Raw genomic sequence first — 12,329 nt, 5'->3', positions numbered from 1 at the left:
CCGGAAGCTAAGACCCACTGCGCCGATGGTACTGCACTCGGGAGGGTGTGGGAGAGTAGGTCACCGCCGGACAATTTGTCCCGGAACCCCTGAACACTGTGTGTTCGGGGGTTCCGATGTTTAACCCGTGGAACGAGAAAACGGACATCGTATCCAAGCTCCACGCGCTCGCCCTTTGTAGCTGGAGCTCAGGCGAGTTGCGCGCCTTCATCCTGATTCAGGGGACGGAGATTCACTGTTTGTAGGCATCCGGCTGTCACCGGGTGCCTTTGTGCGTTAACCCCTGATCCTTACGAATCAATCGGTAACGCGCTCGTAGAAGTTATCCACAGCACATGTGAATAACCTCCATGAAAACAGGTCACGTCAGGATGCCTCCTCGGGGAATGATGCGTGGCACGAGCGGATCCGACTTGCCATCCGGTCTGACCTGTCCGCCATAGGTTTCTATTCATGGTTACCAATGGATCCACGAGACGTTCGTTCAAGGTACCCAGCCAAGCGCAATGGGAAATCGGATGCCTTCCTCGGTTGTCCTTGGCAGCAGACCCGGTTTCCATCGCGCCAACGCTGCGGATGGCTTGGATTCCGGTGGATGCGCCAACGGGGTCTCCTCAATCCGCTTCGCGTGATTGTGGCTCAGTTGTGGGTTCCGTGCCTGTGCCGGCCCCGGATCGTTTCACCGGCGGAATAACTCAGTGGAAGAATGTCAAATTGTTGCTTCAGACGCGTACAGTGAGTCTTTGAGATGTAGAACACGCCGCATGCGCCGTCCGAGTCTTGGCTCTTACTATCCCGCCCCGCTTTCGAGCCGGTGCCAGCCAGATCCGTGACGTACGTTGTATGCGCACGGATGAATGGATAGGACCAAAATGAGCACCGACTCGTCAGTTGCAACCAGCGCCGGGGATCCGAAACAGAGCGAGAACCACCGCGACGAGAATGTCCGCCCGCAGGACGACCTCTATCGTCACGCCAATGGCGCCTGGCTCTCCAGCGCAGAGATACCTGCTGACCAAGGAAGCTACGGCTCCTTCATGGCGCTGCGCGATGACTCCGAAGCAGCGGTGCGGACCATTATCGAAGACGCCCAAACGCATCCTCATGCCGCCGACGGTACCGTCGACGAACGCAAAATTCGCATCGCAAACCTCTACGCCAGCTTCATGGATGAAGAACGTATTGAGGCCAGTGGTGTTGACCCCATCCGCGGCGATCTCGCCGCCATCTACGCCACAACCACCATCGAAGAACTGGTCCGCCTTAGCGGTTCATTCTACCGTCGGGGTGTTTCCGGATTCATCCAGGCCGGGGCGAGCTCGGATGCCGGCTCTCCGGAGCGCAACCTACTGACGATCATCCAAGGTGGGTTGGGACTGCCCGACGAGTCCTACTATCGCGAGGAGCAGTTTGCCGAACTCCTGGGCGAATATCAGGTGCACCTGGGACGGCTGCTGGCCCTCGTTGAGATAACGGACACCGAAGGGCCCGCACGCGACGTGGTCGCCTTGGAGAGCGCGCTGGCTGCGCACCACTGGGATCGCGTGAAATGCCGCGATGCCCAGGCCCGCTACAACCTCATGACCTCGGCAACGCTTCTTGAGCACAGCCCCTCGCTGGCTAAGTGGTTTGCAGGCGCAGGTATCGACGGCAAGTATCACAGCGAGGTGGACGTGTGGCAGCCAAGCTACCTCAAGGGCCTTGAGCAGGTCCTTGGCAGTGAGCCCCTAACAGCCTGGCAGCACTGGCTTGCCGTGCGGCTGATCCGTTCCAACGCTCCGTACCTTTCCAGTGCATTCGTGAATGAGAACTTCTCCTTCTACTCGGCCAAGCTCTCAGGCGTCCAGGAGTTGCGTGAACGATGGAAGCGCGGGGTGGCCTTCACCGAGGGTGCTGTCGGCGAGGACATTGGCCAACTCTACGTTGCCGAGCACTTTCCACAGCGCAGCAAGGAAGAGATGGATGCCCTGGTCGCCAACCTCATTGCTGCCTACCGCCTATCGATCGGCGAGCTGACTTGGATGGGCCCCGAAACCAAGGACAAGGCGTTGGAGAAGCTGTCCATGTTCCGTCCCAAGATCGGCTATCCGGACGAGTGGATCGACTACTCAAGCATTTCAACCGTTGCCGACAACGTCATTTCCAACCTCGCTGCTGCCAACGAATTCGAATTCATCCGTGAACTCAAGAAGATCGACGACGGCGTAGATCGCGAACTGTGGTTCATGTACCCGCAGACCGTCAATGCCTACTACCACCCGCTGCTCAATGAAATCGCGTTCCCAGCAGCCATCCTGCGCTCTCCGTTCTTTGACGCCGACCGTGATGCGGCCTCAAACTACGGAGCAATCGGGGCAGTTATCGGGCACGAGATCGGTCACGGCTTCGATGACCAAGGTTCACAGTTCGACGGGACCGGAGAGCTGAAGAACTGGTGGACCGACGCGGACCGGGAAGCTTTCGAAAAACTCACCGAAAAACTGGTTGACCAATACGATGCGCTGGTGCCACCGGAGGCCCCCGAGCACCACGTCAACGGCAAGCTCACCCTTGGAGAAAACATCGGGGACCTAGGCGGCCTGGGAATCGCCTACACGGCCTACAAGCTGGATCTGGTCGCTCGTGGCCTGGAAACCGACGAGGAGATTGACGGACTGAACGGCGACCAGCGCTTCTTCTACTCGTGGGCCGAATGCTGGCGTACGCTGATGCGTCCTGAAACGATGGTCACCCGTATCACTACCGACCCGCACTCACCCGGCGAATTCCGTTGCAACCAAGTGACCAAGAACATGGATGCGTTCCACGAAGCCTTTGGCACCAAGCCGGGGGACGGCATGTGGCTGGACACTGAGGACCGTGTCCGGATCTGGTAACCAAGTATGCCGCTGTTGTCCGGCGCTCCGGGATCGGGACGACAGGGGTATCGCCGGCTCTTGCCTATGACTGGGTGAAGTAGTCACCGATGTCATCGAGCAACCCCTTGAAAGCGGCCGGAACAGCTCCGTGGGTGCCCTTGGGGGTTTCAAGGTAACTGGATCCTGGAACCACCGCATGGAGCTGGCGCGCAGTTGAACGAAAGTACTTGGCGCTTTTGGCCCCAGCCATGAAATGGGTATTCCGCGGAAGCACCGAGAAACTGTTTGCAGGCTGGGATTCCTCCAAGGCCGCCCTAAGCTCGCCTACACCGCTGGGCAACAGCGTGCGTGCCAGCTTGCCTGCCCTCGTTTTCGACGTGCAGGCAAGCAACGCAGCAAGGATGGGCTGGGGAACCTCGCTTAACGTAGGGGAAAACTGCATCGCGCGTTCCATGCGTGCCAATGCACGACTGTTTCTTCCTTCAGCCACGTCTGCGGTGAATGACCTCAACCATGTCGTGTCGAGTGACGCATCGAGGTTGATGGCCGGATCATAAACCGCCAAACGTGCCGGCACGGCCCCGTGGGCCTTCGAAGCGGTTTCAGAGAAGCTGCGTACCGCGTTGAGCACCACGGCGCCTCCGAGGGAGTGCCCAAAGAGGTTTTGCGCCCCGGTGTACTCGAGCATCAGGGCAACTTCGGAAATCTCGGTGTCCATGGAGTAATCGGCAGGCTGCTCAGTTGACTTCCCGCGGCCTCGGCGATCGTAGAGATCCACGGTCCAGCCGTCACCGAGCCTGGAGCTCAGGGTAGCAGCGAACGGCCGATAAATAGCTGCGGTCAGGAACGCCCCGCCCACAACGAGGATCCGGCGGTGCCCGGGTGTCTGGGAATTGCCATACGAATACAGTGCCAAGGAGCCACCGTCGGCGGTCGGTAGGATGTTTTCTTCCATAATGAATCCATCCTAATCGGGGTCGTAAAAGGGCGATGGCGTGGTGCTGGGCACCTCCCAGCCCGTACTCAGATTATTCGGACTAGAATTAGATATTGTGACTGCCGAAAAAACTGCCCCAGTAGCCAACCGCACCGAGACCAACAACCTGCGCCAGGTGCGCATGGACAAGCGTGCCGCTTTCTTGGCCCGCGGAGAAGAAGCCTATCCAGTGGGCGTTGCGCGCACTCACTCGCTGCACGAGATCCGGGCAAAATTCCCCGAACTTGAACCGGATATCACCACGGGCCTGATCGTGGGCATAGCGGGACGCATTGTCTTTATGCGCAATACCGGCAAGCTTTGCTTTGCGACCTTGCAGGAAGGCGGGCCCGAAGGCACCGGAACCAGGCTCCAGGCCATGCTCTCCCTGGCAAACATTGGCGAAGAGAAACTCGCCGACTGGAAGGCCTTGGTCGATTTGGGCGACCATGTGCTGATCACCGGCGAGGTCATCTCATCCCGTCGCGGTGAGCTCTCGGTCATGGCCACTGATTGGCAGATGGCCTCCAAGGCGCTGCGACCGTTGCCCGTCCTGCACGCAGAACTCAGTGAGGAGACCCGCGTCCGTCAGCGCTATGCCGACCTGATCGTGCGGGATGAAGCCCGCGAAATGGTTTACAAGCGAGCGGCCATCGTTCGTGCGGTGCGCGACACCCTCCATGCACGGGACTACGTCGAGGTTGAGACCCCGATGCTCCAACTCATTCACGGTGGCGCTTCGGCGCGTCCGTTCACAACGCACTTGAACGCCTTTGACCAGCCAATGACCTTGCGCATCGCCACCGAACTGTTTCTCAAGCGTGCAGTCGTTGGAGGCATCGACCGCGTCTTCGAGCTGGGACGAATCTTCCGCAATGAAGGCGTGGACTCCACGCACTCCCCGGAATTCACGACGCTGGAATCCTACGAGGCCTATGCCGACCAGTTCGTGATGGCCGAGCGGATCAAGGAGATGATTCTCAACGCCGCCGATGCAGTCGGCGCCGGGCGTCGGCTTGAGACCTCCAAGGGCACTATCAACCTCGACGGGGAATGGGCTTGGCTTGGTGTCTACCCCGGGCTTTCCGAAGCAGTCGGCCAGGAAATCACCCCTGAAACTTCTGCAGGAACGCTACGCAAAATTGCCGAAGAACGCGATGTTAATGTCGATCCGAAATGGGATGCGGAAAAGCTCGTTATCGAGTTGTTTGGCGAAATAGTTGAACCCACACTCATAGATCCCACATTCGTGTACGACTATCCGCCGGCGGCCCAGCCGCTGGCACGACCGCACCGCAGCAAGCCCGGTGTCATCGAAGCATGGGACCTAGTCATTGGTGGCATGGAGCGCGGTACTGCCTTCTCCGAGTTGATCGACCCGGTAATCCAGCGCGCGCGTCTGACCGAACAGGCCCGCATGGCAGCCGACGGCGACGACGAAGCAATGCAGCTGGACGAAGACTTCCTGCGTGCGCTGGAATACGGTGCGCCGCCGATGGGTGGTATTGGCTTGGGAATTGACCGTTTGGTGATGCTCTTTGTCGATACTGGAATCCGCGAGACCATTCTTTTCCCACTGCTTAAGCCGGAGGCCTAAAATGCCGTATATTGAAGCACTTGTGCCGACGATTGTTGTTGCTCTGGTCTTTTGGTTTGTCATCCGTGCTGTTTCCAATGTGGATCGCAGCGAGCGTGCTGCAGAAGCCAAAGTAGACGAACAGATCAGACTGTCCGCTCAGCATAAGGACAACAAAAGTCCAAAATCAGATAATTAACTGATTGCTTCTATTTCTACTTGCTGAATGATGCATTCTTGTGTTTATGATGTGGGTGTAAGCGTGAACTAATGTCGTTTAATGGTTCAGGTTAATTCCCTACACAATGAGGAGCCGATAATGGCACGTCAGGTCCAAATCGCTTTGATTGATGATATCGATGGTTCCGAGGCAACAGAGTCGATCGTTTTCGGCATCGGTGGACAGCATTATGAAATTGACCTCAACGAGGAACATGCAGATGCTTTTCGTGAGGCCTTTAAGCCATATATCAAGGTTGCACGAACCTCCAAGCAGTTCACCCCGAAGGAAGCGCCGGCCATCCGCGCCTGGGCCAAGGAGAACAACGTCAAGGTCAACACTCGTGGACGCCTTCAGGCGGACGTTATCGCCGCCTACCACGCAGCGATGGCAAAAAAACCGCGTTCAAAGTCCAAGTAACACTTTCGGTACCTGACGGTTCCAGGGGGCCACGGGCTTCCATACTCTGTGGGGAATGCAGATAGCGTTCGGGGGATCGCATCCATGTCAATGGATGCGATCCCCCGAAGTTGTTTAATCCGTTTCTGAACGCCGAGGGTGAACAATGTTATCCCTTGGGCGAACATGCAACACTTGTCCGAATTTGATGCGTAGCATCGAAATACGTGTTAGCTAGGAGTGTGCCGCATGTTTGAGAGATTTACCGACCGTGCCCGTCGCGTTGTCGTGCTTGCCCAAGAAGAGGCGCGCATGCTCAACCACAACTACATCGGAACCGAGCACGTTTTGCTCGGCCTCATCCATGAAGGCGAGGGAGTAGCGGCCAAGGCCCTTGAGTCGCTGAACATTTCCCTCGGTGCCGTGCGTGAGCAGGTCCAAGAGATCATCGGACAGGGACAGCAGGCTCCCTCCGGTCATATCCCCTTTACGCCTCGTGCCAAAAAGGTACTTGAGCTTTCGCTGCGCGAAGCGCTGCAGCTGGGCCACAACTACATTGGTACCGAGCACATCCTGCTTGGCCTGATCCGCGAGGGTGAGGGCGTTGCAGCCCAGGTCCTGGTGAAGCTTGGCGCTGACCTGTCACGGGTCCGCCAGCAGGTCATCCAGCTTCTCTCCGGATACCAGGGCGGTAAGGAAACCGCTGGTGCGGGAGTCAGCTCCGGGGGCCAGACCGAAGGAACCCCCGCGGGTTCGGCGGTTCTCGACCAGTTCGGCCGAAACCTCACCGCAGCGGCCCGAGAAGGCAAGCTCGATCCCGTCATCGGGCGCGAGTTCGAGATGGAACGCGTCATGCAGGTCCTCTCCCGCCGCACCAAGAACAACCCCGTCCTCATCGGTGAACCGGGCGTCGGTAAAACCGCCGTAGTCGAGGGCCTGGCCCAGGCCATCGTGCGCGGCGATGTCCCCGAAACCATCAAGGACAAGCAGCTCTACACCCTTGACCTCGGCTCCCTCGTTGCCGGTTCGCGCTACCGAGGTGACTTCGAGGAACGCCTGAAGAAGGTCCTCAAGGAAATCCGTACCCGAGGCGACATCATTCTCTTCATCGACGAGATCCACACCTTGGTGGGTGCCGGAGCTGCCGAGGGAGCCATCGATGCGGCCTCGATCCTCAAGCCGATGCTGGCCCGCGGCGAGCTGCAGACCGTCGGTGCGACCACGCTTGACGAGTACCGCAAACACATCGAGAAGGACGCGGCCCTTGAACGCCGCTTCCAGCCGATTCAGGTCAAGGAACCCACGGTGGAGGAGACCACGCAGATCCTGCGTGGACTGCGCGACCGCTACGAGGCACACCACCGTGTTTCCATCACCGATGGGGCATTGTCGGCAGCATCCGAACTGGCTCACCGCTACATCTCCGATCGCTTCTTGCCGGACAAGGCCATTGACTTGATCGATGAAGCCGGAGCCCGCCTGCGCATTCGCCGCATGACTGCCCCGCCTGCGCTCAAGGCCATGGACGAGGAAATCGCCACCGTCCGGCTGGAGAAGGAAGCGGCCATCGACGCTCAGGACTTCGAGGGTGCAGCTGCCTTGCGCGACAAGGAAGGCAAGCTCCAGGAAGCCCGCGGGGAGAAGGAAACCGCCTGGAAGAACGGTGAGCTCGACGAAATTGCCGAGGTCGATGCCGACCTGATCGCGGAAGTTCTTGCGAACTCCACCGGAATCCCGGTCATCAAGCTGACCGAGGAGGAATCCACGCGACTGCTGAACATGGAAGACGAGCTGCACAAGCGGGTCATCGGCCAGGATGAGGCAATCAAGTCGATTTCTCAGGCCATTCGCCGTACCCGCGCCGGACTGAAGGATCCGAACCGCCCCGGAGGTTCGTTCATCTTCGCCGGTCCGACCGGCGTCGGCAAAACCGAACTGGCCAAGGCGCTTGCGGAATTCCTCTTCGGAGAGGAAGACGCACTGATCACCCTTGATATGTCCGAGTACTCGGAGAAGCACACGGTCTCGCGTCTCTTCGGTGCTCCTCCGGGATACGTCGGATATGAGGAAGGCGGCCAGCTCACCGAGAAGGTCCGTCGCCGTCCGTTCTCTGTTGTGCTCTTCGACGAAGTTGAAAAGGCCCATGCGGACCTGTTCAACTCGTTGCTGCAGATCCTGGAAGACGGTCGCTTGACCGACTCCCAGGGACGCGTGGTCGACTTCAAGAACACCGTGATCATCATGACCACGAACCTAGGCACCCGCGACATCTCCAAGGGCGTAATGACCGGCTTCCAGTCGGCCACCGACACCCGCACCGGGTACAACCGGATGCAGGCGAAGGTCCAGGAAGAGCTGCGCCAGCACTTCCGTCCCGAGTTCCTGAACCGTGTTGACGACGTTGTGGTCTTCCCACAGCTGACCCAGGACGAGATCGTGGAGATCGTGGCGCTGTTCCTGGCCCGCTTGCAGAAGCGCTTGGACGACCGGAACATGACCATCGAGTTGTCGCCGGCGGCCCGCATTTTGCTGGCGACCCGCGGGTACGACCCGACCATGGGCGCCCGGCCGTTGCGCCGCGTGATGCAGCGCGACATCGAGGACCAGCTCTCCGAGAAGATCCTCTTTGGTGAGTTGGTCTCCGGCCAGCACATCAAGGTCGATGTCGAAGGGGAAGGCGACGAAGCGAAGTTCACCTTCCACGGCGAGGACCCAACCCCGCAGCTTGAGGGCGAAGCCGCTCCGGTGGCCATCGAAAGCTAGGCACAATGCCGCAGAAAATGTCTGGGGAGACCTCCGTCTGGAGGTCTCCCCAGACATTTTTTTAACTTCGGGAGTCTTGCGGGCCAGCTACATGAATCACAGTCGGTGCAGCGGCCGGGCATAGGATACTTAGATGAAATCCTTTATCGTCAGGCGCGCCAGGACCAGCGATGTGAAATGTATCCGGGAGCTTGTCAGGCCGTTGGCCGAGGACCGCGTGCTGCTGGAAAAGGAAGCAGTCGCCTACTACGAGAACCTGCAGGAATTCTTCGTAGCCGAGGACGCGGAGGGCAACGTCATTGGCTGTGGAGGATTGCACGTGATGTGGGAGGACATCGCCGAGGTCCGCACACTGGCCTCTAACGCGCAATGGAGGGGTCATGGGGTGGGCCGCCGTCTGCTGAAAAAACTGCTATCTGAAGCGCGTGAATTGGGGGTTTCACGGGTCTTCTGCCTGACCTTCGAGGTCGAATTCTTCCTTCGCAACGGGTTCTTGGTGATGGCAGAACAGTCTGCTGTTGACCCCGAGGTGTATTCGGAGCTGCTGCGTTCCACCGATGAGGGCGTTGCCGAATTCCTCGACCTGGCTCGGGTCAAGCCCAATACGCTGGGCAATACCCGGATGATCACATACGTCTAGCAGAGGAAAGCCGTCTGCCGGCGATTCACCTAGCGCGGGAGACTGACGCCGTCCGCACCCTGTTTCGCCAACCCGTCGGCTAGTAGCGAGGCAAATGCCCGTTCGCGTTGTTCCGATGCCGCCGGCAACGCATGCAGATCGGTCCACGCTCGATGGCGCTCACCCGCCTCACGGGCCGGATTCAACCTGCGACCTGTATCCACGGCCAAATCAGGGACCCCTAACAGGTCTGCCCTGTCCACGGGGGCCTCCGAATGCCGGAGCACGGCCATCATGGCCCCACGCACCTGCCTGTCGGTGCCATGCCACGGCTGGCCCTTGGGCTTGTAATGGGGTTCAGGGCGTCCCACGGCGATCCACGCGCATTGCTGCATGACCGGACAGCCGTGGCAGCGCGGAGCACGTGCAGTACAGACCAGAGCGCCGAGTTCCATGACCGCGATGTTCCAAGCGTTGGCCAGCTTGGTCGCGGTTGCGTCTGCGGGGGAGGACTCCGGAAGCAGGCGCTGGGCCAAGGCGAGCTCGGCGGCGTTCTGGTTTGGTTCCGGCAGTGCCTTGCCTCCTACCAAACGGGCATGGACCCGACGGATATTGGTGTCGACCACCACCGTGGGAATCCCGAACGCGAAGCAGGCGATGGCCGCGGCCGTGTAGGTCCCGACCCCCGGAAGCGCAAGCAATCGGTCCTCGCTGCCCGGGACCTTGCCTCCGTGCTCGGTGGTGATCACCAACGCCGCGGCATGCAGGCGCAGCGCCCGGCGCGGGTAGCCCAGCCTGCCCCATGCTTTCACCGCCTCCCCTACAGGGTCTGCCGCCAACGCGGCCGGGGTGGGCCAGCGTTTCATCCATGCTTCCCAGACCGGTAGCACGCGCACCACAGGAGTCTGCTGCAGCATGAACTCGGAGACCATCAAGGCCCACGGTGTGGCCGATTCCTCACGCCACGGCAATTGGCGGGCGTTCGAGGCGTACCACGCGGTGATTTCCCGGTGGAGCAGGGGCAGCTCGGGGTGGGGCACGATGAGCGGAGATCCTTTGGCTCGAAGACGAATGCTAGCGATATCACTCTAGCTGGCGGCGTGGGAGTCGAGGGGAAAACGTTTGGTTTCGTAGCCTTGAGGCATGGCACAAAAGCAGGTCCGATCCACCCGACCCTCCGCACGGGTTTATCGGCGTCGTCGACTGGCGGTGCTCATCGCCATGGTGGTCGTTGCCGGGCTTTTGCTGTGGGCCGGAATCGGTATTGCCTCGCTGCTGCGCCCCAGCGATCCCGGTGCCAACGGGGCAGGGCCGGAACGAGTCGCCGGCGGTTCGAGCGGTGCCTCCGGAGAACCATCGGCGGAGCCGTCCGTGGAGCCCACGGGCTGCCTCGAAGGGGACATCGGCATCACCGCCTCCACGGCACACGACACGCACGGACCGGCGGAGAACCCAGTGCTGGTGATGACCATCGAGAATCAGGGCAAGTTCGACTGCAACGTCAATGTGGGAACCAGCCAACAGGACTTTTCCGTGATGAGCGGGAAAGACCGGATTTTCGCCACCTCGGACTGCGTGCAGGACCCCACCGACACGGAAATCACTATCAAGCCCGGTGCCAGTGAAACCGCACGCTTTACCTGGACCCGGGTGCGCAGTGCACCGGGCTGCAAGTCCGTGACCGCCAAGCCACGACCGGGTTGGTACGGATTCACCGCGAAACTCGGGGAACTGACAAGCGAAACCACGCAGTTCGAGCTGAAGTAGGCCGCAGAGACGGGTTCGTTGGACCGGCCGGCCTAGAGGAAACGGTCGAGCAGCGAGGACTCGGCAACGCGGGAGAGGCCCTCGCGCACGGTGCGGGCACGCTGTTCGCCGATCCCGTCCACTGCCATCAGGTCCTCAATGTTGGCCGCCATCAGCCGCTGCAAGCCGCCGAAATTGTTGACCAGCCGGTCGGACACCGCCCGCGGCACCGACTTGATCCCCGCCAGCAAACGGTGGCCCTTGGGCGTCACGACGGCCTCGAGTGAATCAATGCCGGGGCTGATGCCCAGGATCGAAGCGAATTTGCCCAGGTCGATCAGATCGGTGCTGTCCAGGGCCTGAAGCTTCCTTAGCGCCGCTTCGATGTCCAGCTCCGCGCGGCCCAGATTCGAGTAGTCCTTCAACAGCAGGTCCGCCCCCGGGCCCAGCCCCGCCGAGAGCTCGTCGAGCTGCAGGGCAAGCAATCGTCCATCAGCACCCAGCTCAAGGACGTATTGGGCGATCTCCTCGGAGATGCGCCTGACCATTTCCTGTCGCTGCAGCACCGCTGCTACATCGCGGACCGTGACAACGGCCTCGATTTCCGCCGCAGACAATGCACCGGTGACCTGGTCAAGGCGCGAGCGGTAGCGCTCCAGGGTTGCCAGTGCCTGGTTTCCGCGCGCCAACACCGGTTCGGAGCCCTCGAGCAGGTAGCGGATCCCTTGGACGTACAGGGCGATGATGTGCATCGACTGCGAGACCGAGACAACGGGGAAACCGGTCTGGATCGCCACGCGTTCGGCCGTGCGGTGCCTGGTTCCCGATTCCTGGGTGGGGATGGAATGGTCGGGGACCAGCTGGACCCCTGCACGCAGGATTTTCGAGCCGTCCTTGTCGCAAACGATGGCCCCGTCCATCTTGGCCAGCTCGCGAAGCCGGGTGGGGGAGAAAGCGATGTTGATGTCGAAGCCGCCTGAGCAGATCGAGTCGACCACCTTGTCCTGGCCCAAGAGGATCAGCGCACCGGTGCGGCCGCGCAGGATGCGTTCGAGGCCGTCGCGCAGCTCCGTGCCGGGTGCAACGCGAGCCAACGTGGCGCGCAGTGCATCTTCGGGGCTTTTCGACATGGGCCATTTCCTTCCAGCGGAGTTCTACCTATCGTAGGGCCA

Annotated in this window: 10 protein-coding genes; 7 read left to right on the top strand and 3 right to left on the bottom strand. The window is 60.4% G+C overall.

The features are described 5' to 3' along the window. Positions 1-872: 872 nt before the first annotated feature. Positions 873-2,876, top strand: coding sequence for a M13 family metallopeptidase (locus ABEA12_RS02205; RefSeq protein ID WP_210102219.1), 2,004 nt, complete (start codon positions 873-875; stop codon positions 2,874-2,876). Between the two features lie 64 nt (positions 2,877-2,940). On the opposite strand, the gene ABEA12_RS02200 is transcribed toward ABEA12_RS02205, so the two are convergent. Further along, positions 2,941-3,813 (bottom strand): alpha/beta fold hydrolase, encoded by an 873-nt coding sequence (locus ABEA12_RS02200; protein ID WP_210102218.1) that lies wholly within the window; start codon positions 3,811-3,813, stop codon positions 2,941-2,943. A gap of 148 nt (positions 3,814-3,961) precedes the next feature. Between ABEA12_RS02200 and lysS the strand changes: the two genes are divergently transcribed. The 5 genes from lysS to ABEA12_RS02175 all read left to right on the top strand — a co-directional run bounded on the left by lysS (position 3,962) and on the right by ABEA12_RS02175 (position 9,432). Then, complete coding sequence (gene lysS, locus ABEA12_RS02195) at positions 3,962-5,431, top strand: lysine--tRNA ligase (RefSeq protein WP_425571716.1); 1,470 nt, start codon at positions 3,962-3,964, stop codon at positions 5,429-5,431. A gap of 1 nt (position 5,432) precedes the next feature. Beyond that, a complete protein-coding gene (locus ABEA12_RS02190) occupies positions 5,433-5,609 on the top strand; it encodes a hypothetical protein (RefSeq protein ID WP_210102216.1) in 177 nt (58 codons plus the stop codon). A 120-nt stretch (positions 5,610-5,729) separates the two neighbouring features. Next, positions 5,730-6,050 (top strand): histone-like nucleoid-structuring protein Lsr2, encoded by a 321-nt coding sequence (locus tag ABEA12_RS02185; protein WP_210102215.1) that lies wholly within the window; start codon positions 5,730-5,732, stop codon positions 6,048-6,050. A 228-nt stretch (positions 6,051-6,278) separates the two neighbouring features. Then, complete coding sequence (locus tag ABEA12_RS02180; RefSeq protein WP_210102214.1) at positions 6,279-8,792, top strand: ATP-dependent Clp protease ATP-binding subunit; 2,514 nt, start codon at positions 6,279-6,281, stop codon at positions 8,790-8,792. 133 nt (positions 8,793-8,925) lie between these two features. Next, on the top strand, positions 8,926-9,432 hold the full coding sequence (locus ABEA12_RS02175; protein ID WP_210102213.1) for an amino-acid N-acetyltransferase: 507 nt from the start codon (positions 8,926-8,928) through the stop codon (positions 9,430-9,432). A 29-nt stretch (positions 9,433-9,461) separates the two neighbouring features. On the opposite strand, the gene ABEA12_RS02170 is transcribed toward ABEA12_RS02175, so the two are convergent. Then, positions 9,462-10,451: an HhH-GPD family protein gene (locus ABEA12_RS02170; RefSeq protein ID WP_345466147.1), complete on the bottom strand. Its 990-nt coding sequence runs from the start codon at positions 10,449-10,451 to the stop codon at positions 9,462-9,464. Positions 10,452-10,554: 103 nt separating this feature from the next. Between ABEA12_RS02170 and ABEA12_RS02165 the strand changes: the two genes are divergently transcribed. Then, positions 10,555-11,178, top strand: a complete 624-nt coding sequence (locus ABEA12_RS02165) for a hypothetical protein (protein WP_210102212.1) — start codon at positions 10,555-10,557, stop codon at positions 11,176-11,178. A gap of 32 nt (positions 11,179-11,210) precedes the next feature. On the opposite strand, the gene disA is transcribed toward ABEA12_RS02165, so the two are convergent. Beyond that, on the bottom strand, positions 11,211-12,287 hold the full coding sequence (gene disA / locus ABEA12_RS02160; protein WP_210102211.1) for a DNA integrity scanning diadenylate cyclase DisA: 1,077 nt from the start codon (positions 12,285-12,287) through the stop codon (positions 11,211-11,213). Positions 12,288-12,329: the final 42 nt, after the last annotated feature.

The organism is Paeniglutamicibacter antarcticus, from assembly GCF_039544305.1.
In the GTDB taxonomy this organism is placed as follows: domain Bacteria; phylum Actinomycetota; class Actinomycetes; order Actinomycetales; family Micrococcaceae; genus Paeniglutamicibacter; species Paeniglutamicibacter antarcticus_C.
This window is presented reverse-complemented; position numbering and strand designations above follow the sequence as displayed.